This is a genomic window from Pantoea agglomerans, from assembly GCF_020149765.1.
GTDB lineage: Bacteria > Pseudomonadota > Gammaproteobacteria > Enterobacterales > Enterobacteriaceae > Pantoea > Pantoea alvi.
Window position 1 is genome coordinate 1,218,055 of record NZ_CP083809.1, and the last position, 25,308, is coordinate 1,243,362.

Below are 25,308 nucleotides of genomic sequence, written 5' to 3' on the forward strand. Positions count from 1 at the left end.
TTTCAGGCAGTGGCGCGATTTTAGCGACCAGGGTCACATGACGCAAATTTACAAAAGGAAATGGCTGATCGGACTTGTTCGGCGTACAAGTGTAAGCTAGAGTGCGTGTCAATCCAAAAGAAGTGGAATGAGGACAACTGAATGAAACGTGCAGTGATTACTGGCCTGGGGATTGTTTCCAGCATTGGTAATAACCAGCAGGAAGTACTCGCATCTCTGCGTGAAGGCCGTTCCGGCATTACCTTCTCTCAGGAGATGAAGGATTCCGGTATGCGTAGCCACGTCTGGGGTAATGTCAAACTGGATACCACCGGCCTTATCGATCGCAAGATTGTGCGTTTTATGAGTGATGCGTCCATCTATGCTTACCTCTCCATGGAAGAAGCGATCAAAGATTCCGGTCTGACCGACGAGCAGTATCAGAGCAACCCGCGCGTGGGTCTGATTGCTGGCTCAGGCGGCGGTTCGCCGCGTTTCCAGGTATTCGGCGCTGACGCGATGCGCAGCCCGCGCGGCCTGAAAGCGGTCGGCCCCTATGTGGTCACCAAAGCGATGGCGTCCGGCGTCTCCGCCTGTCTCGCCACGCCGTTTAAGATCCACGGCGTAAACTACTCCATCAGCTCCGCCTGTGCGACCTCGGCGCACTGTATCGGTAACGCGGTTGAGCAGATCCAGCTGGGCAAGCAGGACATCGTTTTTGCCGGCGGCGGCGAAGAGCTGTGCTGGGAAATGGCGTGCGAGTTCGACGCCATGGGCGCACTCTCTACCAAATATAACGACGCGCCGGAAAAAGCGTCCCGTACCTATGACAGCGAGCGCGACGGCTTTGTTATCGCCGGCGGCGGCGGCATGGTTGTGGTGGAAGAGCTGGAGCACGCGCTGGCGCGCGGCGCGCATATCTATGCAGAGATCGTCGGCTACGGCGCGACCTCTGACGGCGCGGACATGGTTGCACCATCGGGCGAAGGCGCGGTGCGCTGCATGAAGATGGCGATGCAGGGCGTGGATACGCCAATCGACTACCTGAACAGTCACGGCACCTCCACGCCGGTTGGCGACGTGAAAGAGCTGGGTGCCATCCGTGAAGTGTTTGGCGACAACACCCCGGCCATCTCCGCCACTAAAGCGATGACCGGCCACTCGCTGGGTGCGGCGGGCGTGCAGGAAGCGATCTACACCCTGCTGATGCTGGAGCACGGCTTTATCGCGCCGAGCATCAACATCGAAACGCCAGACCCGGCGGCGGAAGGCATGAATATCGTCACTAAACCGACGGAGAAAGCGCTGACCACCGTTATGTCCAACAGCTTCGGCTTCGGCGGCACCAACGCGACGCTGACGATGCGTAAGTTTCAGGCGTAATCGCTAAAAATGTTTTATAAAGGGCCGGTCTGACCGGCCCTTTTTCTTTTGTGGCCCGGGTGCAGACGCGTTTGACATCAGGGAGCTATGTCCGTTATGACCACCACCGCAACAGAACCGCAGGCCGCCTCTACTTTGCCGCTCGCCTGCTCCTCGCTTGCCGTCTTTATTACCTACCTTACCGCCGGACTGGCGCTGCCGGTTATTCCGCTCTATGTCCATCAGGAACTGGGCATGAATAACGTGATGGTCGGCGTCGCGGTCGGCATTCAGTTTTTCGCCACGCTGATGACGCGCGGCTTTGCCGGCCGCCGCGCCGATCGGCACGGCGCAAAGCGCACCACCCAGCAGGGGATGCTGGCGATTATGCTGGTGGGCATCGCCTACCTGGCCGCCGCGCTGCTGCCGGTTCCGGCGCTCATCAGGTTTGCGCTGCTGGCGCTGGGGCGTCTGCTGCTCGGCTTCGGCGAAAGCCTGCTGCTTACCGGGAACCTGACGTGGGGGCTGGGGCTGGTCGGGGCGAAACGCTCCGGGCTGGTGATGTCGTGGAACGGTATGGCGATCTACGGCGCGCTGGCGGCTGGCGCGCCGCTCGGGCTGCTGCTGTACCAGCACGGCGGCTTCGCGCTGCTGGGCGCGGTAGCGACAGCGCTGCCGCTGGTGGCGCTGTTGCTTAACAGCGCCATCCGGCCGGTGCCGGTGATGGGAGGCGAGCGACCTGCGCTGTGGCGCGTGATTCGCACTATTTTCCAGCCGGGCCTCGCGCTGGCGCTGCAGGGCGTCGGCTTTGCGGTGATCTGCGCCTTCACCTCGCTCTACTTTGCCGCGCAGCAGTGGGGCAACGCCGGCTTTACCCTGACGGCGTTTGGCGTCGCTTTTGTGCTGGTGCGGCTGGCGTTCGGCGGCACGCCGGATCGGCACGGCGGCATCCGCGTCGCGCTGATTTCACTGCTGGTAGAGGCGGCGGGGCTGCTGCTGCTGGCGTTCGCCGCGGAGGGCTGGATGGCGCTTATCGGCGCGGCCCTGACCGGCTGCGGCTGTTCGCTGATCTTTCCGGCGCTCGGCGTAGAGGTGGTGAAGCGCGTCTCGCCGCAGGTGCGCGGCACGGCGCTGGGCGGTTTCTCTGCGTTTCAGGATGTCGCCTACGGCGCCAGCGGGCCGCTCGCCGGACTGCTGGCGACCGCGCTCGGCTACGGCTCGGTCTACCTGGCCGGTGCCTGCTGCGCGCTGCTGGGTATCGTTGTGACCTGTCGCTTTGCCCGCCGCGCCTGAAGCGCGCGGCGACTTACTCAGATCACCAGCCACAGCAGCAGGAACAGCACAATCAGCACCGCGGCGACGCCCAGCAGCGGGCGCTGCGCCAGCGGCTGCGGCAGCGCGGCAATAAAGGGTGCCCAGATCGGCTGCGGGCGCAGCGCGCTTTCGGCCAGCGGCTGCTCCTGATGCCGTTCGGCGCGGCGCGCGAAAAGCTGGTTGAGCAGATCCTGGGTCTGCGCAGGCGTCAGAATCGTCTGCGGCGTCGCCTGAAAGCGCTGCAGGCTGTAATCCTCCAGCTGCTGGCGCTCGTTGCTGTCGAGCGGCTGCTTCAGCGACGCTTCCAGCACCAGCAGGGTGGGGGCGGCGTGTTGACTCAGCGTCTGGCGCACCTGCAAATATTGCGTCAAAAGCGGGAAGAGGCGCGACGGGATGGGATCGCCGCTGGTGAGATTGGCCAGCTTCAGCGCCGAGGCCCAGATCTTGCCGGTGGACTCGCCGGTGGCGGCGGCCAGTCGGGCAATCTGCTGATTCAGCGTCTGATGCTCGGCGGGCAGCAGCGTGCGGTCGGTGGTGCGCGACTGCTGCGGCTGCGGGATCGCCATCTGGCCGTTCTGCAGCATGGTCAGCACCTGACGCAGCTGATCCTGCGACAGCGAGCTCAGCACCGTCTGGCCGAACTGTTGGCGAATAAAGTCGCTTACCGCCTGGCGGTTATTACCCTGCGGCAGCAGGTCGGTGAGCTGGGTAAGCAGCTGGCGCGTGGCGCGTCCGTTTTCCGCCTGCGTCAGACGGCTATTCAGATACTGCTCTGCCGCCGGGAAATGACGCGACTGCAGCTCCGCCTCGCTTTTTACCCCGACTTCGCGCTGCACGCCCGCCCAGAGTTCAGGCGCTTTTAAGGTGCTGAATGACATAATGCGCACGATCAGGCGTTCCAGCGTGGTGCGCTGGGCCGGAGAGAGGGGCTGATCGCCCGGCGTCACGCCGGGACGGGACGCGCCGGTTGACGGCGGGACAGCAGAACGATCGCCCATCGGCGCACCGGGGCCGCTAAGAGGTTGCATGGCGAAATCCTTGAAAACAGAACAGCGTGGGGTGCGCCGGAAAAAAGATGCGCCATGATAGCAAAAGCCCCCGGGAAATCCCACGGGGGCCGCGGTTTATTCAGCCGGGCGTCGCCTCCGCCCTGGAACGCCTGAGGGGAGTTTTCAGCCGCTGGGCGAGGATCACCCCCAGCAGCGTCATAGCACCGCCGATCCAGTGCCAGGCGTGCAGCTGCTCATGCAGAAACAGCACCGCGATAACGGCGGTAAAAACCGGAACGAAATTCATAAAAATGCTGGTGGTGCTGGCACCCAGACGCTGCACGCCCAGGATCCACAGAAAGGGGGCGATAATCGAGGCGAAGAGTCCGGCAAACAGCACCAGCGGGATATTGCGCGCGTTAAGCGTGACCTCGGGCGCATGCAGAAAGCCAGGCAGCAGCAGCAGCACGCCGAAAAAAACCTGTACGTAGAGGCTCTGCCATGTCGGCAGCGGGATCGCCCAGCGTTTGGTCAGCACGCCGTAGAGCGCGTAGGAGGTAGAGGCGGCCAGCATCATCAGCTCGCCGCTGCCGAGACGCTGGTGCAGCAGCTGGGCGGGATGACCATCGCTCACCAGCCACACCAGACCCGCAAACGACAGCAGCCCGCCGATAAGAATGCCGCGCGTCGGCGCCAGCCGCAGCACCACCAGGCTAAGCAGAATGGTCAGCAGCGGAATGGTAGCGCCGAGAATGCCCATCATCACCGCCGAAACGCTATGCGCCGCGTAGTAGGCCAGGCTCTGATAGAGCACCATGCCAAGCAGGCCGAGGATCAGCAGACGTCCCAGGCTGGCGCGGATGGCGCGGCGATGTCGCCACGCGCCCGGCAGCGCGAAGGGCGTAAGCACCACCAGCGCCAGCAGCCAGCGGTAAAACGATATGGCGGCGGGATCGATGCTGCCGGCGGAGAGCTTACTGACGATGGTATTCACCGACCAGATCAGCACCGCCAGCAGCGGAAAAAGTAAATTCATGATCTTCTCCTGCGGATGTAGGGCGCCAGTTTACTTTTGACCGCTTTTAAGGAGATAGTGAAAAACAGACAAAAAAAGGGGCTGACCGGACAGAATGAGTGTACAGGTTGAATACCAGCCGCCCGAAGATGCGCTGCAGCTTCGCTATTTTATGCGCTATGAACAAGCCAACGCCAAAACCGAATATCTGCCGCACGCCCATGAATGGGGGCAGCTGATCTTTGTGACGCGCCACGTACTGGAGATGAGCGTAGAGGGTGAACGGCTGCTGACGCCCGCCAGCATTCCCATCTGGATCCCACCGCGACAGCGCCACGCCAGCTACAACCACCAGCAGGCGCAGTTCCGCACCTTTAATCTCGCCGCCGCGCTCTGCGAGGGGCTGCCGCCGCAGGCGTGCCTGCTGAACGTCGACGCCATCGTCCATGCGATTATGGATGAGTTCGCGCGTCTCGGCCTTGAACAGCCAGAGAGCGCCGAACAGTGGCGGCTGTGCGAGGTGCTGCGCGATCGGCTGCGGCTGGCGCCGGTGCAGGAGAGCTATTTGCCTGGCTCGCAGGATAAGTTTCTCGCGCCGGTGCTGCACGCGCTGGAGGCGAATCCCGGCGATAACACTACGCTGGCGGAATGGGCGGCGCGCGTTTTTACAACGGAGCGCACGCTGGCGCGCCGCTGCCGTCAGGAGCTGCATATGTCCTTTGGCGAGTGGCGGCAGCGGCTGCGTTTTCTGCACGCCGTCGCGCAGCTGGGGCAGGGCAAAAGCGTGCAGGCGATTGCGCACGATCTCGGCTACAGCTCGGCGTCGGCGCTGATCGTGATGTTCCAACAGCAGGCGGGCACCACGCCGGATCGCTACCGCGCGCGCCTGGGTTAACAGGCGCGTTTGTGCCACAATAGTTCACCTCAACAATGCAACCAGCAGGAAAGCCGTGGTGAAGATTCTTGTCGATGAAAATATGCCTTATGCGCGTGAACTGTTCAGCCGTACCGGCAGAGTACAGGCGGTGCCGGGTCGTCCGCTGCCGCAGCAGGAGCTGGAGGATGCTGACGGCCTGATGGTGCGCTCGGTCACTCAGGTGAACGAAGCGCTGCTGGCGGGCAAGCCGGTAAAATTCGTCGGCACCGCCACGGCGGGCACCGACCATATTGATGAAGCCTGGCTGCAACAGGCGGGCATCGCTTTCTCCGCCGCGCCGGGCTGCAACGCTATCGCGGTCGTGGAGTATGTCTTCTCCGCGCTGCTGCTGCTGGCAGAGCGCGACGGTTTCGCGCTGCGCGACCGCACCGTTGGCATTGTCGGCGTCGGCAACGTCGGCGGCCGACTGCAAAAACGGCTGGAAGCCTGGGGCGTAAAAACCCTGCTGTGCGATCCGCCGCGCGCCGATCGCGGCGACGCGGGCGACTTCCGCTCGCTCGACGCGCTGGTGGCGGAGGCGGACATCCTGACCTTCCATACGCCGCTGTTTAAAGAGGGGCCCTATAAAAGTTGGCATCTCGCCGATACGGCGCTGCTGATGGCGCTGAAGCCCAACGCTATTCTGATCAACGCCTGCCGCGGACCGGTGGTGGATAACGCCGCGCTGCTGGAGGTACTGAAGATGCGCCCCGATCTCAGCGTGGTGCTCGACGTCTGGGAGCCGGAACCGGCGCTGTCGCTCGATCTGCTGGATCGCGTGGATGTCGGCACCGCCCATATCGCTGGCTATACGCTGGAGGGCAAGGCGCGCGGCACCACCCAGGTGTTTGAAGCCTGGTGCGACTTCCTCGGCCAGCCGCAGCAGGTGCCGCTCAGCGAGCTGCTGCCGACGCCGGAATTCAGCAGCGTCACCCTTAACGGCCCGCTCGATCAGGCAACGCTGAAACGTCTGGCGCATCTGGTGTATGATGTGCGCCGAGACGACGCGCCGCTGCGTAAAGCGGCGGCAAAACCTGGCGAATTTGACCGCCTGCGCAAGGAGTATCAGGAGCGGCGCGAGTGGTCATCGCTGGAGGTGATCTGCAACGACGCAGAGACCGCCAGCTTACTGAACGCCCTCGGTTTTAGCGCGCGTCTCAATAACTGCTAAATTTTTCCTCTCGCTGTGGCGGACATAGCGGGGGATAATTCCGAAACCTGGGCGGTGAATATCACCGCCTTCTGTTTTTATGTCATTGTCTGGAGTAAACCAACATGTCTGACGGCTGGAATATTGCGCTACTTGGCGCGACAGGCGCAGTAGGGAACGCTGTACTGGAGCTGCTGGCGGAACGCCAGTTCCCGGTTGGTGAGTTATATCTGCTGGCGAGTGAAAACAGCGCCGGCGAAACGCTGCGCTTCGAGGGGCGCTCGCTGCGCGTTGAGAACGCGGCGGACTTCGACTGGTCGCAGGCGCAGCTGGCCTTTTTCGTCGCCGGTCGCGACGCCTCGGCGCGCTATGCCGATGAGGCCGCCAGCGCCGGTTGTCTGGTGATCGACAGCAGCGACTGCTTCGCGCTGTCGCCGGATGTGCCGCTGGTGGTGCCGGACGTCAACCCGCAGGTGCTGGCGGACTACCGCAACCGCAACCTGGTCAGCGTCGCCGACAGCCTGACCAGTCAGCTGCTCAGCGCCATCAAACCGCTGGTAGACGCGGCGGGTCTGGGCCGTTTGCAGGTCACCAACCTGATCTCCGTCTCCAGCCACGGCAAAAGCGCGGTTGACGGCCTGGCGGGCGAGAGCGCGCGACTGCTTAACGGTGTGCCGGCGGAAGATCACTTCTTCGGCCGCCAGCTGGCGTTCAACCTGCTGCCGCAGCTGGCCGACGCGGAGGGCAGCGTAGCCAGCGAGCGTCGTCTGGTCGATCAGGTGCGTAAGGTGCTACAGGACGACGGGCTGCCGATTGCGGTCAGCAGCGTGCAGGCGCCGGTCTTTTACGGCAGCGCGCAGATTGTCCACCTGGAGAGCCTGCGCCCGCTGTCGGCGGATGAGGCGCGCGCCGAGCTGGCGCAGGCGGCTGATATCAGCCTGAGCGACGAGGATGACTATCCGACGCAGGTCGGCGACGCCTCCGGCAATGAACAGCTCAGCATCGGCTGCGTGCGCAACGACTACGGCATTCCTGAACTGCTGCAGTTCTGGTCGGTGGCGGACAACATTCGCTTCGGCGGCGCGCTGATGGCGGTGAAGACGGCTGAGAAGCTGGTGCAGGAGTATCTCTATTAATGTTGGCTGAAGGTCAGACGCATAAACTGGCGCTCGGTATTGAGTATGACGGCAGCCGTTACTACGGCTGGCAGCGCCAGCAGGAAGTACGCAGCGTGCAGGAGAAGCTGGAAAAAGCGCTGTCGAAAGTGGCAAATCATCCGGTAAGCGTCTTCTGCGCCGGGCGTACCGACGCCGGCGTACACGGCACCGGCCAGGTGGTGCATTTCGAAACCACGTCGCAGCGCGCCGACGGTGCCTGGACGCTGGGCGTTAACGCCAATCTGCCGGAAGATATCGCGGTACGCTGGGTAAAAGCGGTGCCGGACGAGTTTCACGCGCGCTTCAGCGCGACGGCGCGCCGCTATCGCTATGTGATCTACAACCAGCGGCTGCGTCCGGCGATCCTGGGTCGCGGCGTCACCCATTTTTATCACCCGCTGGATGCAGAGAAGATGCACCGCGCCGGACAGTGTCTGCTGGGCGAGAATGACTTTACTTCGTTTCGCGCCGTGCAGTGTCAGTCGCGCACGCCGTGGCGTAATGTGATGCATCTGAACGTCACGCGCCAGGGCGCCTTTGTTATCGTCGATATTAAAGCCAACGCCTTTGTGCATCACATGGTGCGCAATATCGTCGGCAGCCTGATGGAGATCGGCTGCGGCAACCAGCCGGAGGAGTGGATGGCGACGCTGCTGGCGGCGAAAGATCGCACCCTGGCGGCGGCGACGGCCAGAGCGGAAGGACTCTATTTAGTGGCGGTGGACTATCCGTCGCATTTTGCGTTACCCGAACCGCCGATGGGGCCGTTGTTCCTGGCGGACTAATTTAGCAGGTCATTTCAGAGAGGCGTTATGGAGTTCGTCCATTTTTTGGTTGATTTTATTCTGCATATTGATGTGCATCTGGCCGAGCTGGTTGCGCAGTACGGCATCTGGATTTACGCCATTCTGTTCCTGATCCTGTTTTGCGAAACCGGCCTGGTGGTCACCCCCTTCCTGCCGGGCGACTCGCTGCTGTTCGTGGCAGGCGCGCTGGCGGCGCTGCCGGGCAACGACCTCAACGTCCACCTGATGGCGGCGCTGCTGGTGGTGGCCGCTGTACTGGGCGATGCGGTGAACTACACTATTGGTCGTCTGTTCGGCGAGCGGCTGTTCAGCAACCCGAATTCGCGCATCTTCCGCCGCAGCTATCTCGATAAAACCCATGCGTTTTACGATCGTCACGGCGGCAAAACCATTATCCTGGCGCGTTTCGTGCCGATTGTGCGCACCTTTGCGCCTTTCGTCGCTGGTATGGGGCATATGTCCTATCGTCACTTTGCCCTGTTTAACGTCGCCGGCGCGCTGGCGTGGGTGCTGCTCTTCTCCTACGCGGGCTATCTGTTCGGCGACCTGCCGGTGGTGCAGGAGAACCTGAAGCTGCTGATCGTCGCCATCATTGTGGTCTCGGTGCTGCCCGGCGTCATTGAGGTGTGGCGTCACCGCCGCCAGGCGAAGCAGGGCAAACAGTCGTAACGGGTTCGGTCGCGTTGCGGTTAGACCAGATTTTTATCCACAGTCGGAATGGGTTGTGGTTTAATGAGCGACATTTCATGTCTGCTGAAGCGGTTTTCAGCAGCAAATAAGATGACTGGACCAGGTCAGTTTTAAACAAAAAGGTCTTCAATGAGCTGGATTGAACGCATTCTTAATAAAAGCAACGTTACGCCTGCACGTCGTGCCAGCATCCCGGAAGGGGTCTGGACCAAGTGCGACAGCTGCGGTCAGGTTCTGTACCGCGCCGAGCTGGAGCGTAATCTTGAGGTCTGCCCGAAGTGCGACCATCACATGCGCATGCACGCCCGCGAGCGCCTCAACAGCCTGCTCGACCAGGGCACGCTGACCGAGCTGGGCAGCGAGCTGGAGCCGAAGGATATCCTGAAATTCCGCGACTCCAAGAAGTATAAGGATCGCCTTGCCGCCGCGCAGAAAGAGACAGAAGAGAAAGACGCGCTGATCGTGATGAAAGGTCAGCTGCACGGCATGCCGGTTGTGGCCGCCGCGTTTGAGTTTGCCTTTATGGGCGGCTCAATGGGCTCGGTGGTCGGCGCACGCTTCGTGCGCGCGGTTGAGCAGGCGCTGGAAGACAACTGTCCGCTGATCTGCTTCTCCGCCAGCGGCGGTGCGCGTATGCAGGAAGCGCTGATGTCGCTGATGCAGATGGCAAAAACCAGCGCCGCGCTGGCTAAAATGCAGGAGCGCGGTCTGCCCTATATTTCGGTGCTGACCGACCCGACCATGGGCGGCGTTTCCGCCAGCTTCGCGATGCTGGGCGATCTTAACGTCGCCGAGCCGAAGGCGCTTATCGGCTTTGCCGGTCCGCGCGTCATCGAGCAGACCGTACGTGAAAAACTGCCGCCGGGCTTCCAGCGCAGCGAATTCCTGATTGAGAAGGGCGCGATCGATATGATCATTCGCCGCCCGGAAATGCGTTATAAACTGGCGAGCCTGCTGGCGAAGATGATGAATCTTCCCGCGCCGCTGCACGATGGCGAACCGACCGCGCCTGCGGAAGCGCCGGAAAGCAACGAGGCCTGACAGGAGAGAGAGGCGCGCGCGGCGCGCCTTTCACCAATGCACCGTCGAACCGGCTGAACCGGGTCAAAATCTGTTAAACGGGACATATGGATACTCTTCACCTTCCTCAAGCCACGTCGCCTTTGGCCACGTGGCTTTACTATCTTGAGCATCTGCACTCGCAGACCATCGAGCTGGGGCTCGATCGCATTCGCTGCGTCGCGCAGCGCCTCGACCTGCTAAAACCCGCGCCTTTTGTTTTCACCGTCGCCGGCACCAACGGCAAAGGCACCACCTGCCGTACGCTCGAGACGCTGCTGATGGCGGCGGGCTATCGCGTCGGGGTCTACAGTTCGCCGCATCTGGTGCGCTATACCGAACGCGTGCGCGTGCAGGGTCAGGAGCTTGACGAGGCGCAGCACAGCGCCAGCTTCGCGAAAATCGAAGCCGGACGCGGCGACGTCTCGCTGACCTATTTTGAATTCGGCACGCTCTCCGCCCTGAACCTGTTTCAACAGGCGCAGCTGGACGTCGTGATCCTTGAAGTGGGGCTGGGCGGCCGGCTGGATGCCACTAATATTGTCGACGCCGACGTGGCGGTGGTGACCAGCATCGCGCTGGATCACACCGACTGGCTTGGCCCGGATCGTGAAAGCATCGGCCGCGAGAAAGCGGGCGTCTTTCGCGGCGGCAAGCCCGCCGTGGTCGGCGAGCCAGATATGCCCGCCAGCATCGCCGCCGTTGCGGCGGAGAAGGGCGCGCTGCTGCTGCGTCGCGGCCAGGAGTGGCACTACAGCCAGCAGCCGGAGAGCTGGGCCTGGCGCGACGCGCAGGGAGAGCTGAACGATCTGCCGCTGCCGCAGGTGCCGCTGCCTAACGCCGCCACGGCGCTGGCGGCGCTGCGCGCTTCCGGCCTGAACGTCAGCGAGACGATTATCCGCAATAATCTGCCGCTGGCAGTTCTCCCTGGCCGTTTCCAGACGGTAAGCGAATCGCCGCGCGTGATCCTCGACGTGGCGCACAACCCCCACGCGGCGAGCTATCTGGCGTCGCGTCTGGCGCAGCTGCCAAAAAGCGGCCGGGTACACGCGGTGGTGGGGATGCTACATGATAAAGATATCGCCGGCACCCTGGCGGCGCTGGCGCCGCAAATCGACCGCTGGTACTGCGCGCCGCTTGAGGGGTCGCGCGGTGCCACCGCCGATGAGCTGATGACGCATCTGCCTCGCGACGCGGCGACCGCCTTTGCCGACGTGGAGAGCGCCTGGCAGGCGGCGCGCGCGCAGGCCGGGACGCAGGACATTGTGCTGGTATGTGGATCTTTCCATACCGTGGCGCAGGTCATGGAATCGACAGAGACGGAGAAAGGTCGTGGCAAGTAAGTTTCAGAACCGCCTGGTCGGCACCATTATTCTGGTGGCGGTCGGCGTGATTGTGCTGCCGGGCCTGCTGGACGGCAAAAAGAAGCATTATAAAGAGGAGTTCGCAGCGATCCCGCTGGTGCCGAAGCCGGATGACCAGCAGGATAGCGAGATGGTGCCGCCGGTGACGCAGCCGCTGCCGTCACAGCCACCGCAGGGGGCGGGCAGCGCGGTAAACAGCAACAGCAGCACCGCCCACAATCCGGTCGCCGAGCAGGGCAACGCCACGCCGCAGAGCGAAAGCGAGCCCAGCGTGGTGACGCCGCCGCCGGTGCACCAGAATACACCGTCGAAACCGCGTCAGGTGGAACAGCCGAAAACCCGCCCGGCGGAACAGCCAAAGGCGAAACCGGTCGAGCAGCCGAAAGCGCAGCCGAAACCGGTAGAGCAGGCGAAGCCGGTCGAGTCTAAGCCGGTGGAAACGAAGCAGAGTGAACCGGCGAAGCCAGCGGAAACGCCGAAGGCTGCCGAGCAGAGCGCGCCAGCCGGTCAGGCTTATGTGGTGCAGCTCGGCGCGCTGAAAAATGCGGCGAAGGTCAGCGAAATCGTGGCGAAGCTGCGTCTGTCGGGCTATCGCGCCTTTACCGTGCCCTCTACGCCTGTACAGGGACAAATCACCCGCATTTATGTCGGCCCGGACGCCTCGAAAGCCAAACTGCAGGGCTCGCTGTCGGAGCTGCAGAGCGTCTCTGGCCTCGGCGGCGTGGTGAAGCCCTATAGCGCCCGTTAAGGCATTGATTGGTGCCGCCGATAGCATAAAAAGGCGGCGCCGCACGCAGTGTTAAAGCTGCGCAGCTTAATATAACTGATTGAGATTCAACGGCTTGAATGGCTGAATCTCCACAGGGCGAGGAAAGTTTTTTTCATCGCCCTTTTTATGGAAGGTGAAAAGGAAAAGCGCTACGCAAACGTTTTCTTTTTCTGTTAGAATGCGCCCCGAACTGGATGCAGGGGTGCAAACGCACTGGCGCTGGAAGAGTTCATGGTCTGGATTGATTACGTCATTATTGCGGTAGTTGGTTTTTCGGCTCTGGTCAGCCTGATTCGAGGGTTTGTCCGCGAAGCCTTATCTCTCGTTACCTGGGGATGCGCGTTTTTTGTCGCCAGTCATTACTACGCCTACCTTGCAGTCTGGTTTACAGGTTTTGACGACGAACTGGTGCGTAACGGCATCGCCATCGCGGTGCTGTTCGTCGCGACGCTGATTGTCGGCGCGATAGTCAACTATGTGATCGGCTCGCTGGTTGAGAAGACCGGCCTGTCGGGAACCGACAGGGTGTTGGGGGTCTGTTTCGGGGCGTTACGCGGCGTGCTGATCGTAAGCGCGATTCTTTTCTTCCTCGATACATTCACCGGCTTTTCCAAAAGTCCGGACTGGCAGCAGTCCCAGCTCATTCCCCAGTTCAGTTATATAATCAGATGGTTTTTTGACTACCTGAAAAGCACGTCGAGTTTTTTGCCCCGGTGACGCCACCGGGAGTGCGGCTAATGAGGAAATGACAACATGTGCGGTATTGTTGGTATCACCGGGTTTATGCCGGTCAACCAGTCGATCTATGATGCGTTAACGGTGCTTCAGCACCGCGGGCAGGACGCCGCAGGCATTTGTACTATCGATGCGCTGAACTGCTTCCGTCTGCGTAAGGCGAACGGCCTCGTCAGCGATGTCTTTGAAGCTCGCCACATGCAGCGTCTGCAGGGCAATATGGGGATCGGCCACGTTCGCTACCCGACCGCAGGCAGCTCCAGCGCCTCTGAAGCGCAGCCGTTCTACGTTAACTCGCCGTACGGTATTACGCTGGCCCATAACGGCAACCTGACTAACGCGCACGACCTGCGCAAGCACCTGTTCGAAAAGGGCCGCCGTCACGTCAACACCACTTCAGATTCTGAAATCCTGCTGAATATCTTCGCGCAGGAGCTGGACCGTTTTCAGAACGACCCGCTGGAAGCGGACAATATTTTCGCTGCGGTGGCGGCGGTGCATCAGCAGGTGCGCGGCGCTTACGCCGTTGTTGCGATGATCATCGGCCACGGCATGGTCGCCTTCCGCGATCCAAACGGCATTCGTCCGCTGGTGCTGGGCAAGCGCGTGCTGCCTGACAGCCGCGTCGAGTATATGGTCGCCTCTGAGAGCGTGGCGCTCGATACGCTGGGCTTCGAGTTTCTGCGCGACGTCGCGCCGGGCGAAGGCGTCTATATCACCGAGCAGGGCCAGCTCTTTACGCGCCAGTGCGCGGAAAACCCGAAGAGCAACCCCTGCCTGTTCGAGTATGTCTACTTTGCGCGTCCCGACTCTTTCCTCGACAAGATCTCCGTCTATAGCGCGCGCGTGCGCATGGGCACCAAGCTGGGCGAGAAGATTGCCCGCGAGTGGGAAGATCTCGATATCGACGTGGTGATTCCCATTCCGGAAACCTCTACCGATATCGCGCTGGAGATCGCGCGTATTCTCGACAAGCCCTATCGTCAGGGCTTTGTGAAAAACCGCTACGTCGGCCGCACCTTTATTATGCCGGGACAGCAGCTGCGTCGCAGCGCCGTTCGCCGCAAGCTCAACGCCAACCGCGCCGAGTTCCGCGACAAGAACGTGCTGCTGGTAGATGACTCTATCGTGCGCGGCACCACCTCTGAGCAGATTATCGAGATGGCGCGTGAAGCGGGGGCGAAACGCGTCTACCTGGCCTCCGCCGCGCCGGAAATTCGCTTCCCGAACGTCTACGGCATCGATATGCCGAGCGCCACCGAGCTGATCGCACACGGCCGCGAAGTGGATGAAATCTGTCAGCTGATCAAGGCCGACGCGCTGATCTTCCAGGATCTCAACGACCTGATCGAAGCGGTGCGCGAAGAGAACCCCGATATCGCCCAGTTTGAATGTTCGGTGTTTAACGGCGTTTACGTGACTAAGGATGTCGATCAGCAGTATCTGGAGTATCTCCAGTCGCTGCGCAACGACGATGCCAAAGCGCTGCAGCGTCAGAATGAAGTTGAGAACCTCGAGCTGCATAACGAAGGCTAAGCGCGTTTTCAGCGCTAACCAGTAGAGCACGGGGCGGAGAAATCCGCCCCGTTTGTTTTCCTGTTCTGGCCCGCGCTATCATAGCGCCTCACTGAACCGGCAAGGAACACCCATGAAACGACTCATCATTGGCATCTCTGGCGCAAGCGGCGCGATCTACGGCGTGCGGCTTTTGCAGGTGCTGCAGCAGGTCAGCGAGGTGGAAACCCATCTGGTGGTGAGTCCGGCGGCGCGGCAGACGCTGAGTCTGGAAACCGACTATACGCTGCGCGAAGTGCAGGCGCTGGCGGATGTGGTGCATGACGTGCGCGATATCGCCGCCAGCATCTCGTCGGGATCGTTCAAGACCCTGGGCATGGCGATCCTGCCGTGCTCGATGAAAACCCTCTCCGGTATCGTACACAGCTACAGCGACAGCCTGCTGACGCGCGCCGCCGACGTGGTGCTGAAAGAGCAGCGTAAGCTGGTGCTGGGGGTGCGCGAAACGCCGCTGCATATCGGCCATCTGCGCATGATGACCACCGCCGCCGAGCTGGGCGCGGTAATTATGCCGCCGGTGCCGGCCTTCTATCATCGTCCGCAGTCCATTATGGAGCTGGTGGATCAGACGGTTAACCGGGTGATCGATCAGTTCGATATTACGCTGCCGCAGGATCTTTTTACGCGCTGGAACGGTGCATAACCCGCATGTTTTGCACTGTTCATGTGCAAATTCGCGCGGCCGATCACTCTTCGTGCATTTGGTGCACCAAAAGTTAACAAGGTCGCTTTTTCTCGCTGACATCACTGATATATTCCCCTCACAAACCCGGCGGCAACGCCTTGCTGGCGCGCTGCCGGGTGCGCGAACGGCTTGCATTGCTGGCATGAAATATGCAAGAAATATGTGGCTTAACAAGCGCAAACACATCACGCACCCATAACAAAAAGCACTTCACTGAGGGTAATCTATGAAAAAGCGAGTTCTGGCTCTTTCTCTCATGCTGGGCCTGACCAGCGCCGCCAGCGTTTTCGCCGCGGTGCCGTCGTCGATTCGCATTGGGACTGACCCGACTTACCCGCCGTTTGAATCGAAAAACGCGCAAGGAGAGCTTGTCGGCTTCGATATCGATCTTGCTAACGAAATCTGTAAACGTATTAATGCGAAGTGCACCTATGTAGAAAGCGATTTTGACGCGCTGATCCCTTCGCTGAAGGCGAAGAAGATCGACGCCATCATCTCCTCGCTCTCTATCACCGCCAAACGTCAGGAAGAGATCGCCTTCTCTGACAAACTCTATGCGGCCAACGCCCGCCTGGTGGCGCCGAAAGGTTCGCCGATTCAGCCGACCATCGAGTCGCTGAAGGGCAAAAACATCGGCCTGCTGCAGGGCACCACGCAGGAAACCTACGCCAACCAGAACTGGCGTCCTAAAGGCGTTAACGTGACGCCTTATGCTAATCAGGACCTGGTTTATCAGGATCTGAACGCGGGTCGTATCGACGCGGCGTTTCAGGATGAAGTGCAGGCGAGTGAAGGCTTCCTGAAGCAGCCGGTGGGCAAGAACTACGCCTTCGCCGGTCCGGCGGTGAAAGACGACAAGATTTTCGGCGTCGGCACCGGTATGGGACTGCGTAAAGACGACAGCGAGCTGAAGGCGGCCATCGACAAAGCGTTTGAGGCGATGCGCAAAGATGGCACCTACGACAAGATCGCGAAAAAGTATTTTAATTTCAATGTGTACGGTGACTAATCCTGTCGACCCTTATCTGATCCTTCTGCGTTGAGCCGCACGGCGCAACGCACCATCCGATCAGGACTGCCCGCTGGCGCGCCCGCGGGCAGGACATTGATGTTTTCTCCACGACGGGATCGATTAAATGTTGTACGGCTATTCCGAGGTTATTCTCAAAGGCACCCTGGTCACGCTGGAGCTGGCGCTCAGCTCAGTGGTGCTGGCTGTTGTGCTCGGCCTGATCGGCGCGGGCGCAAAGCTCTCCCGCAGTCGCCCGCTGGCGATGCTGTTTGAAGGCTACACCACGCTGATTCGCGGCGTGCCCGACCTGGTGCTGATGCTGCTGATTTTCTACGGCCTGCAGATCGCCCTTAACGCGCTGACCGACGCCATGGGCCTGGCCCAGTTCGATATCGATCCGATGGTGGCCGGTATTATTACGCTCGGCTTTATCTACGGCGCCTACTTTACCGAAACCTTTCGCGGCGCCTTTCTTGCCGTGCCGAAAGGCCAGATCGAAGCCGCCACCGCCTTCGGCTTTACCGGTTCCCAGGTATTTCGCCGCATCCTGTTTCCCGGCATGATGCGCTACGCGCTGCCCGGCATCGGCAATAACTGGCAGGTTATCCTGAAAGCCACGGCGCTGGTGTCGCTGCTGGGGCTGGAGGATGTGGTGAAAGCGACGCAGCTGGCGGGTAAAAGCACCTGGCAGCCGTTCTACTTCGCCATTGTCGCTGGCGCGATCTATTTAATCTTTACCACGCTGTCTAACGGCGTGCTGTGGTGGCTGAATCGCCGCTACTCGGTCGGCGTAAAAAGGGCGGAGTTATGATCGATATTATTCAGGAGTACTGGAAATCCCTGCTCTGGACCGACGGATATCGCTTTACCGGCGTCGCTATTACGCTGTGGCTGCTGATTTTGTCGGTGGTGATCGGCGGCTGCCTGGCGGTGCTGCTCGCCATTGCGCGCGTCTCCCCAAACCGTTTCGTCAGCACCCCGGTCTGGCTCTTTACCTATGTGTTTCGCGGCACGCCGCTCTACGTTCAGCTGCTGGTGTTCTATTCGGGCATGTATACGCTGGAAGTGGTAAAAGGCTCGGAGCTGCTTAACGCCTTTTTTCGCAGCGGGCTGAACTGCACCCTGCTGGCGTTTACCCTGAATACCTGCGCCTATACCACGGAGATCTTCGCCGGGGCGATCCGCGCCGTGCCGCACGGCGAGATCGAGGCGGCGCGCGCCTACGGCTTCTCTACCTTTAAGCTCTACCGCTGCATTATTCTGCCGTCCGCGCTGCGCACCGCGCTGCCCGCCTACAGCAATGAGGTGATCCTGATGCTGCACTCCACGGCGCTCGCCTTTACCGCGACGGTGCCGGATCTGCTGAAAATTGCGCGCGATATCAACTCGGCGACCTATCAGCCCTTTACCGCGTTCGGCATCGCGGCAGTGCTCTATCTGATTATCTCCTGGGTGTTGATTAGCCTGTTCCGTCTGGCGGAGCGCCGCTTCCTCGCACACATCAAACCTTCGTCATCGCATTGAGTAGAACTATGGCTGATAACAAATTAAGCGTGACCGAACTGCATAAGCGTTACGGTGACCATGAAGTATTAAAAGGGGTCTCTTTACAGGCCGATGCGGGCGATGTCATCAGCATCATCGGATCGTCGGGATCGGGGAAAAGCACTTTTCTGCGCTGCATCAATTTCCTGGAGAAGCCGAGCGAGGGCACCATTTCCGTTACCAACGAGCCGATCAACCTGGTGCGCGACACCGACGGTCAGCTGAAGGTGGCCAATAAAGAGCAGCTGCGTTCGCTGCGTACCCGTCTCACCATGGTGTTTCAGCACTTTAACCTGTGGAGCCACATGACGGTGCTGGAGAATGTGATGGAGGCGCCGATTCAGGTGCTGGGGCTCAGCAAAGCGGACGCCCGCGCCCGCGCCATTAACTATCTCAACAAGGTTGGCATCGACGAGCGCGCGCAGGCGAAATATCCGGTGCATCTTTCCGGCGGTCAGCAGCAGCGCGTCTCTATTGCGCGCGCGCTGGCGATGGAGCCGGAAGTGCTGCTGTTCGACGAACCGACCTCGGCCCTCGATCCAGAGCTGGTGGGCGAAGTGCTGCGTATCATGCAGAAGCTGGCGGAAGAGGGTAAAACCATGGTGGTGGTGACCCATGAGATGGAGTTTGCGCGCCACGTCTCCAGCCACGTCATCTTTCTGCACCAGGGCAAGATTGAAGAGGAAGGGCCGCCGGACGTGCTGTTCGGTAACCCGAAAAGCCCGCGCCTGCAGCAGTTTCTTAAGGGGTCGCTGAAGTAAAGGCCGCCTCCTCCGTCCAGGGGAGGAGGCGGAAAACAGCCTGACTCTACGCCGCGCCTTTGCCGGCGTGTTTTCCCGCCACATCCTGCAGCGCTTCCTGCAGATCGTACCAGCGAAAGCCGAAGCCGGAGGCCTCCAGCCGCTTCGGCAGCACATGCTGCCCGCCCAGCACCAGCACCGCCGATTCGCCCATCATCATTTTGATGGCGCTGGCGGGAGTGCGCATAAAGGCCGGGCGGTGCATAACGTGACCAAGCGTGGCGGCGAACTGCTCGTTGCGCACCGCGTAGGGCGCCACCATATTGAACGGGCCGCTGAGGTCGTCGCGATCCAGCAGCCAGAGAATGGCGTTGACCATATCGTCGATATGGATCCAGGGCAGATACTGTTTGCCGCTGCCGATAGGGCCACCAACGCCGAGCTTAAACGGCAGCTTCATTTTGCTTAACGCGCCGCCTTCGCTGGCCAGCACCACGCCGGTGCGCAGCAGGCAGACGCGGGTGCGCTCGCTCTGGGCGCTCAGCGCCAGCTGCTCCCAGCGCGCGCAGAGGCTGTGGGTAAACTCCTCCTGACCCTGATCCTCCTCCGTCATCACCAGCTCGCCGGTATCGCCGTAGTAGCCGGTCGCCGAGCCGGAGAGCAGCACGCGCGGCGGCGTATGGCTGGCGTTGATCAGCGAGGCGATGCGTTCGGTGATTTGCCAGCGGCTTTCGCACAGCCGCTGTTTCTGCTGCTCGGTCCAGCGCTTGTCGGCGATGGGTTCGCCAGCAAGATTGATGACCGCGTCAACTCCGTCAAGGTTTTGCTGCTGCGCCAGGCCTGACCAGAGCGCGACGCGCGCGTCGAGTTTTTCGCGCGCGGCGGCGACATCGCGCGTGACGACGCTAACCTGATGTCCCAGCGTCAGCAGGCGGGGGATAAGATGGCGGCCGATTAGCCCGGTTCCGCCGGTTACAAGTATGTGCATCTCGCGTCTCCTTATCATTTTTCTGATACGCACAGTTTCAGCATAGAAGAAGCGTGGCCGCACGCTGCAGCGCTGCGTCGCGCTTTAAGAACATCGGACCAGCAGGACATTGCTTTGCGGAAAGAAAATGGGTAAATATCAGGCTACCCGGATAAGACAGTTGAGGTAACAGATGAATTACCCCTCCATCACCCTGTGGTCTGATTCATCGTTTTTTAGTCCTTACGCCATGTCTGTTTACGTCGCGCTTACCGAAAAAGGCGTCCCTTTTTCGCTGAAACGTATCGATCTTGCACAAAATCAGCAGTTCACTAATGACTATCGCGCGCTGTCGCTGACCTGCCGCGTGCCAACGCTGCAGATCGACGAGTTTGTGCTGAGCGAATCCTCCGCTATCGCTGAATATCTGGAAGAGCGTTTTCCCGCGCCGGCGTTCGAGCGCCTCTATCCGCGCGATCGCGAGAAGCGCGCGCGAGCGCGTGAAGTGCAGGCGTGGCTGCGCAGCGACTTTTTACCTGTCCGTCAGGAGCGGCCGACAGAGGTGTTATTCGCCGGCGAGCGTTTTCCGCCGTTGAGCGCGGCGGCGGCCCAGGCGGCAGAAAAGCTGATTGCGGCGAGTTTGCGTCTGCTGCCGGATCGGCAGCAGAACCTGTTTGGCGAGTGGTCCGTGGCCGATACCGATCTGGCGGTAATGCTGAATCGTCTGGCGCTGCACGGCGACGCGCTGCCGGATAAACTCAGGGAATATGCTGAATTTCAGTGGCAGCGCGCCTCGGTACAGCTCTGGCTGGCTGAAAGCGGCAAACAACGATAGATTGCGCCGCTTGCTCAGGCGAGCGGAAGTGATTACCTTACAGCACACTATAACAACGACGTGGCAATCAGGTGCGTGTCGCACGGCACGCCAGAACAGAAAAGGGTTACCGGATGGTGGATCAAACCGCGGGCGACGCTATCGAGTGGGTCGATATCGTTAATGAAGAGAATGAAGTGATTGCGCAGGCGACGCGCGCACAGATGCGTGCGCAGCGTATGCGCCATCGCGCCACCTATATCGTGGTGCATGACGGCGCAGGCAAGATTCTGGTGCAGCGCCGCACCGAGACCAAAGACTTCATGCCCGGCATGCTGGACGCCACGGCGGGCGGCGTGGTGCAGAGCGGCGAAGATCTGCTGGAGTCGGCACGCCGCGAGGCTGAAGAGGAGCTGGGCATCGCCGATGTGCCTTTCGCCGAGCACGGTAAGTTCTACTTCGAAGATGAGCATGTCCGCGTCTGGGGCGGGCTGTTCAGCTGCGTTTATCACGGCCCGTTCGCCATGCAGGAAGAGGAGGTGGACGAGGTGTTCTGGATGACCCCGGATGAGATTACCGCGCGCTGCGACGAGTTCACCGATGATTCGCTCAAGGCGCTGTCGCTATGGCTGACGCGTAACGGCGACGCTTAAAAACAGGTGATTGAAAAAACGCCCGTCTGGGCGTTTTTTTGTTTTTGCGGCCTGTGAGGCCGCCGCTTCCCTTCACCGGTTGTTGCCCGCGCCTTTATGGGGCATTGTGCGAGCTCTGTTAATGCGCCGCCGGGATGCACCAGGATGCCGCAGCAAAGTCAGTCTATTCGCGTCCCTGGTTGTCTCCGAACGTGGCGTAGCGAGCAAGATTCGGCACCAGGCGATGCGATAAAAAAAGAGCATGCGTGGGCATGCTCTTGTTCGTCAGGATGTGAACCCGGAAAACTTAGCCTTCCGCCTGCTGCGACTGAATCGCGGTCAGGGCGATGGTGTAGACGATATCGTCCACCAGCGCGCCGCGCGACAGATCGTTAACCGGCTTGCGCATGCCCTGCAGCATCGGCCCGATAGAGATCAGATCCGCTGAGCGCTGCACCGCTTTGTAGGTGGTATTGCCGGTGTTGAGATCCGGGAAGATAAACACCGTGGCGCGACCTGCAACCGCCGAGTTCGGCGCTTTGGATTTGGCCACATCTTCCATAATTGCCGCGTCATACTGCAGCGGACCGTCGATCACCAGATCCGGGCGTTTCTCCTGGGCGATACGCGTCGCTTCGCGCACTTTTTCCACGTCGCTGCCCGCGCCGGAGGTGCCGGTTGAGTAGGAGATCATCGCCACACGCGGTTCGATGCCGAAAGCATGGGCGGAGTCGGCAGACTGAATAGCGATTTCCGCCAGCTGTTCTGCGGTTGGATCCGGGTTGATGGCGCAGTCGCCATAGACCAGCACCTGTTCCGGCAGCAGCATAAAGAACACCGAGGAGACCAGCGAGCTGTTCGGCGCGGTTTTAATCAGCTGCAGCGGCGGACGAATGGTGTTGGCGGTGGTGTGTACCGCGCCTGACACCAGACCGTCTACTTCGCCGCTCTCCAGCATCATGGTGCCGAGCACGACGTTATCTTCCAGCTGCTCCTGCGCCACCACTTCGGTCATGCCTTTGTTCTTACGCAGCTCCACCAGGCGTGGCACATAGTTGTTGCGAACCACTTCAGGATCGACGATTTCGATGCCTTTGCCCAGTTCGACGCCCTGGGCTGCGGCGACGCGCTGGATCTCATCCGGGTTGCCCAGCAGCACGCAGGTTGCGATGCCGCGATCGGCGCAGATGGCGGCAGCCTTGACGGTGCGCGGCTCATCGCCTTCCGGCAGCACGATGCGTTTGCCCGCTTTGCGCGCCAGCTCGGTGAGCTGATAGCGGAAGGCCGGCGGTGACAGGCGACGGCTGCGCTCGGAGGTCGCGGTCAGCGATTCGATCCAGTCGGCGTTGATATAGTTGGCGACATACTCCTGCACTTTCTCCACGCGCTGAGTATCGTCGCTCGGTACTTCCAGATTGAAGCTCTGCAGGCTGAGCGACGTCTGCCAGGTGTTGGTTTTCACCATAAAGACCGGCAGGCCGGTCTGGAAGGCGCGTTCGCACAGCTTCGCGATGCGGCTGTCGATCTCGTAGCCGCCGGTCAGCAGGATGGCACCAATCTCTACGCCGTTCATCGCGGCGAGGCAGGCGGCCACCAGCACGTCGGGACGGTCCGCTGAGGTCACCAGCAGCGAGCCGGGACGGAAATGCTCCAGCATATGCGGCAGGCTGCGCGCGCAGAAGGTAACAGACTTGACGCGGCGCGTAGCGATCTCGCCTTCGTTGATCACGTCGGCATTGAGGTGGCGGCACATATCGATGGCGCGCGTGGCGATAAGATCGAAACTCCAGGGCACGCAGCCCAGCACCGGCAGCGGGCTGTCGGCGAACAGCTGTTTCGGATCGATGTTGGCGACGCTTGCTTTGGTGGAGTCGTCGAAAATCTCTGACAGATCCGGGCGCGTGCGGCCCTGTTCATCCACCGGGGCGTTCAGCTTGTTGATGATAACGCCGGTGATATTTTTGTTCTTGCTGCCGCCAAAGCTGCTTTGCGTCAGTTCGATACGCTCTTTCAGCTGGGCGGGAGAGTCGTTGCCCAGCGCCATAACAAACACGATCTCGGCGTTAAGCGTCCTGGCGATCTCATAGTTGAGCGCATTGGCGAACTGATGCTTCCGCGTCGGCACCAGGCCTTCAACCAGCACCACTTCCGCATCTTTGGTGTTTTCATGGTAGCGCGCAATGATCTCTTCCATCAGCACGTCCTGCTGGTTAGCGCCCAGCAGCGACTCCACGCGCGACATTTTCAGCGGGTCGGCGGCGGGAATTGACGAGTTCTTGCGGATGATCATGGTGGTCTGGTCGGGCTTGTCGCCGCCAGCGCGCGGCTGCGCGATAGGTTTAAAGACGCTGAGACGAACGCCTTTACGCTCCATGGCACGAATAACGCCGAGGCTGACGCTGGTCAGGCCGACGCTGGTGCCGGTAGGAATAAGCATAATTGTACGCGACACGTTTGAACCTCGCTTTAGGTAGTGTCAAAAACAACACCGTCAGCCGAGGCTGACGGGGAGGGAACATCAGGCGGTCAGACGCGCCGCATCCTGGGCAATCACCAGCTCTTCATTGGTCGGGATGACAATTGCCGGGCGGGTGCCCTCTTTATTAATAAAGCCGGATTTGCCGAAGCGCGCCGCCAGGTTGCGCTCATGATCGACCTCAAAGCCGAGCAGGCCCAGCTTTTTCAGCGACAGTTCGCGCACCATCGCCGCGTTTTCGCCGATGCCGCCGGTAAAGATCACCGCGTCCAGGCGGCCATCCATCATCGCGCTATAGCTGCCGATGTATTTTGCCAGACGATGGCAGAAAACATCCATGGCGCGTTTCGCGTCCTCTTTGGTTTCGTAGTTGTCTTCGACGTAGCGGCAGTCGCTGGTGACGTCGGTCAGGCCCAGCAGGCCAGACTCTTTGGTCAGCAGCTTGTTGATGGCGTCGACGCTCATGCCCAGCGTATCGTGCAGATAGAAGATAATCGCCGGATCGATGTCACCGCTGCGGGTGCCCATGACCAGACCTTCCAGCGGCGTCAGACCCATTGAGGTATCGACGCACTTGCCGTTACGCACCGCCGCCACCGAGGCGCCGTTGCCGAGGTGGCAGGTAATGATGTTCAGCTCGTCGACCGGTTTGTTAAGGATTTTTGCCGCTTCGTGCGTCACATAGTAGTGGCTGGTGCCGTGCGCGCCGTAGCGGCGAACGCCGTGCTCTTTATAGAGGCGGTAGGGCAGGGCGTAGAGATAGGACTCTTCCGGCATCGTCTGATGGAACGCCGTGTCGAAAACTGCCACATTCTTGTCGGAGAGATGCGGGAAGTTTTTCATTGCCTCTTCAATGCCGATCAGATGCGCCGGGTTATGCAGCGGCGCGAAAGAGGCGTTGTCTTTGATCCCCTGCACCACGGCGTCGGTAATAATGACCGATTCCGTCAGCTGCTCACCGCCATGCACAATGCGATGACCAATTGCAGCAATTTGTGCCGACAGCTCTGGTTTTTGTGCCAGAATAGTTTTAACAATGAAATTTAGCGCTTCGCTGTGTGCGGCGCCAGCGCCCAGAGGGGCTTCATGTTTTTCTCCGTCAAGTTTCCACTTAATGCGCGCTTCCGGCAGGTGGAAACATTCAGCCAGGCCGGACAGATATTCCTCTCCGCTGGCGGCATTCAGGATGGCGAACTTCAGTGAAGAGCTGCCGCAGTTCAGAACCAGTACTAACTTACTCGACATGGAAGTACCTATTTGTTAAAAGTGGCTAAAAAAAAGGCAATCAGACTATCAGCGTAGCCCATGAAAGCGGGATGCTTAATCATAACGCCGTTGCGGTAGTCAAAATGTTGCTTCTCCGCAAAAAAATTTCGGTAATTTTACAAAAATTTTTGAAATTTGCTTAGCGGAAGCTAGCCGCTACGTTTGTGATTTACGTTTTTGCCCGCTTCCAGTAGGTTATTGAGAGGCTGGGTCAGGATAGCGAGAGTGCCCTTTAAAGACAAAAAGTTTTGAAGGACGTCACGTAAAGTTGTGTAGTTATAAATTAATTTT

Annotated in this window: 24 protein-coding genes; 19 read left to right on the forward strand and 5 right to left on the reverse strand. The window is 60.5% G+C overall.

Annotated features, from left to right (window positions below; all coding sequences use genetic code 11):
- The first annotated feature begins 141 nt into the window (after positions 1-141).
- Together fabB and LB453_RS08480 are read left to right on the forward strand one after the other, a co-directional pair.
- Positions 142-1,362: a beta-ketoacyl-ACP synthase I gene (fabB, locus tag LB453_RS08475; RefSeq protein WP_103794181.1), complete on the forward strand. Its 1,221-nt coding sequence runs from the start codon at positions 142-144 to the stop codon at positions 1,360-1,362.
- Between the two features lie 87 nt (positions 1,363-1,449).
- Positions 1,450-2,634, forward strand: coding sequence for an MFS transporter (locus tag LB453_RS08480; protein WP_411970196.1), 1,185 nt, complete (start codon positions 1,450-1,452; stop codon positions 2,632-2,634).
- 17 nt (positions 2,635-2,651) lie between these two features.
- Here LB453_RS08480 and flk read toward each other — a convergent pair whose 3' ends face one another.
- Together flk and LB453_RS08490 are read right to left on the reverse strand one after the other, a co-directional pair.
- A complete protein-coding gene (gene flk / locus LB453_RS08485) occupies positions 2,652-3,683 on the reverse strand; it encodes a flagella biosynthesis regulator Flk (RefSeq protein WP_103794180.1) in 1,032 nt (343 codons plus the stop codon).
- A gap of 100 nt (positions 3,684-3,783) precedes the next feature.
- Positions 3,784-4,680, reverse strand: coding sequence for a DMT family transporter (locus LB453_RS08490; RefSeq protein ID WP_103794179.1), 897 nt, complete (start codon positions 4,678-4,680; stop codon positions 3,784-3,786).
- A gap of 94 nt (positions 4,681-4,774) precedes the next feature.
- Between LB453_RS08490 and LB453_RS08495 the strand changes: the two genes are divergently transcribed.
- The 15 genes from LB453_RS08495 to hisP all read left to right on the forward strand — a co-directional run bounded on the left by LB453_RS08495 (position 4,775) and on the right by hisP (position 18,883).
- Entirely contained in the window at positions 4,775-5,554 is a 780-nt protein-coding gene (locus tag LB453_RS08495) for an AraC family transcriptional regulator (RefSeq protein ID WP_224481686.1), read from the forward strand.
- A gap of 58 nt (positions 5,555-5,612) precedes the next feature.
- Entirely contained in the window at positions 5,613-6,746 is a 1,134-nt protein-coding gene (gene pdxB, locus LB453_RS08500) for a 4-phosphoerythronate dehydrogenase PdxB (protein ID WP_103794177.1), read from the forward strand.
- Between the two features lie 104 nt (positions 6,747-6,850).
- Positions 6,851-7,861, forward strand: a complete 1,011-nt coding sequence (locus LB453_RS08505) for an aspartate-semialdehyde dehydrogenase (protein ID WP_103794176.1) — start codon at positions 6,851-6,853, stop codon at positions 7,859-7,861.
- Positions 7,861-8,667, forward strand: coding sequence for a tRNA pseudouridine(38-40) synthase TruA (gene truA / locus LB453_RS08510; RefSeq protein WP_103794175.1), 807 nt, complete (start codon positions 7,861-7,863; stop codon positions 8,665-8,667). Before LB453_RS08505 ends, truA begins: the two co-directional genes overlap by 1 nt.
- A gap of 27 nt (positions 8,668-8,694) precedes the next feature.
- The gene (locus tag LB453_RS08515) at positions 8,695-9,357 is read left to right on the forward strand and encodes a DedA family protein (protein ID WP_103794174.1); all 663 of its coding nucleotides are present in this window, start codon (positions 8,695-8,697) and stop codon (positions 9,355-9,357) included.
- Positions 9,358-9,507: 150 nt separating this feature from the next.
- Entirely contained in the window at positions 9,508-10,419 is a 912-nt protein-coding gene (accD, locus tag LB453_RS08520; protein WP_103794173.1) for an acetyl-CoA carboxylase, carboxyltransferase subunit beta, read from the forward strand.
- Positions 10,420-10,505: 86 nt separating this feature from the next.
- Positions 10,506-11,780, forward strand: coding sequence for a bifunctional tetrahydrofolate synthase/dihydrofolate synthase (folC, locus tag LB453_RS08525; RefSeq protein WP_103794172.1), 1,275 nt, complete (start codon positions 10,506-10,508; stop codon positions 11,778-11,780).
- A complete protein-coding gene (gene dedD, locus LB453_RS08530; protein WP_103794171.1) occupies positions 11,770-12,549 on the forward strand; it encodes a cell division protein DedD in 780 nt (259 codons plus the stop codon). The genes folC and dedD overlap by 11 nt, the downstream gene beginning before the upstream one ends.
- A 252-nt stretch (positions 12,550-12,801) precedes the next feature.
- Positions 12,802-13,287 carry a colicin V production protein gene (gene cvpA / locus LB453_RS08535; RefSeq protein ID WP_103794170.1) on the forward strand — a complete coding sequence of 162 codons (486 nt, stop codon included), beginning with the start codon at positions 12,802-12,804 and terminating at the stop codon, positions 13,285-13,287.
- 36 nt (positions 13,288-13,323) lie between these two features.
- Positions 13,324-14,841 carry an amidophosphoribosyltransferase gene (gene purF, locus LB453_RS08540; RefSeq protein ID WP_103794169.1) on the forward strand — a complete coding sequence of 506 codons (1,518 nt, stop codon included), beginning with the start codon at positions 13,324-13,326 and terminating at the stop codon, positions 14,839-14,841.
- A 112-nt stretch (positions 14,842-14,953) separates the two neighbouring features.
- Entirely contained in the window at positions 14,954-15,523 is a 570-nt protein-coding gene (locus LB453_RS08545) for a UbiX family flavin prenyltransferase (RefSeq protein ID WP_103794168.1), read from the forward strand.
- Positions 15,524-15,791: 268 nt separating this feature from the next.
- On the forward strand, positions 15,792-16,574 hold the full coding sequence (gene argT / locus LB453_RS08550) for a lysine/arginine/ornithine ABC transporter substrate-binding protein ArgT (RefSeq protein ID WP_103794167.1): 783 nt from the start codon (positions 15,792-15,794) through the stop codon (positions 16,572-16,574).
- Between the two features lie 127 nt (positions 16,575-16,701).
- On the forward strand, positions 16,702-17,388 hold the full coding sequence (locus LB453_RS08555) for a histidine ABC transporter permease HisQ (protein WP_033750538.1): 687 nt from the start codon (positions 16,702-16,704) through the stop codon (positions 17,386-17,388).
- Positions 17,385-18,101, forward strand: a complete 717-nt coding sequence (locus tag LB453_RS08560) for an ABC transporter permease (RefSeq protein ID WP_103794166.1) — start codon at positions 17,385-17,387, stop codon at positions 18,099-18,101. Before LB453_RS08555 ends, LB453_RS08560 begins: the two co-directional genes overlap by 4 nt.
- An 8-nt stretch (positions 18,102-18,109) precedes the next feature.
- A complete protein-coding gene (hisP, locus tag LB453_RS08565; RefSeq protein ID WP_103794165.1) occupies positions 18,110-18,883 on the forward strand; it encodes a histidine ABC transporter ATP-binding protein HisP in 774 nt (257 codons plus the stop codon).
- 46 nt (positions 18,884-18,929) lie between these two features.
- On the opposite strand, the gene LB453_RS08570 is transcribed toward hisP, so the two are convergent.
- Entirely contained in the window at positions 18,930-19,850 is a 921-nt protein-coding gene (locus tag LB453_RS08570; RefSeq protein ID WP_103794164.1) for a TIGR01777 family oxidoreductase, read from the reverse strand.
- A 172-nt stretch (positions 19,851-20,022) separates the two neighbouring features.
- Here LB453_RS08570 and yfcF point away from each other — a divergent pair, with 172 nt between their 5' ends.
- On the forward strand, positions 20,023-20,664 hold the full coding sequence (gene yfcF, locus LB453_RS08575; RefSeq protein WP_103794163.1) for a glutathione transferase: 642 nt from the start codon (positions 20,023-20,025) through the stop codon (positions 20,662-20,664).
- A gap of 113 nt (positions 20,665-20,777) precedes the next feature.
- Positions 20,778-21,296, forward strand: a complete 519-nt coding sequence (gene yfcD, locus LB453_RS08580; protein ID WP_033750514.1) for an NUDIX hydrolase YfcD — start codon at positions 20,778-20,780, stop codon at positions 21,294-21,296.
- Positions 21,297-21,582: 286 nt separating this feature from the next.
- Here the strand turns inward: yfcD and pta are convergent, their stop codons facing one another.
- Together pta and ackA are read right to left on the reverse strand one after the other, a co-directional pair.
- Positions 21,583-23,727 (reverse strand): phosphate acetyltransferase, encoded by a 2,145-nt coding sequence (gene pta / locus LB453_RS08585; RefSeq protein WP_103794162.1) that lies wholly within the window; start codon positions 23,725-23,727, stop codon positions 21,583-21,585.
- 66 nt (positions 23,728-23,793) lie between these two features.
- Positions 23,794-24,996, reverse strand: a complete 1,203-nt coding sequence (ackA, locus tag LB453_RS08590; RefSeq protein WP_048780908.1) for an acetate kinase — start codon at positions 24,994-24,996, stop codon at positions 23,794-23,796.
- Positions 24,997-25,308 lie beyond the last annotated feature (312 nt).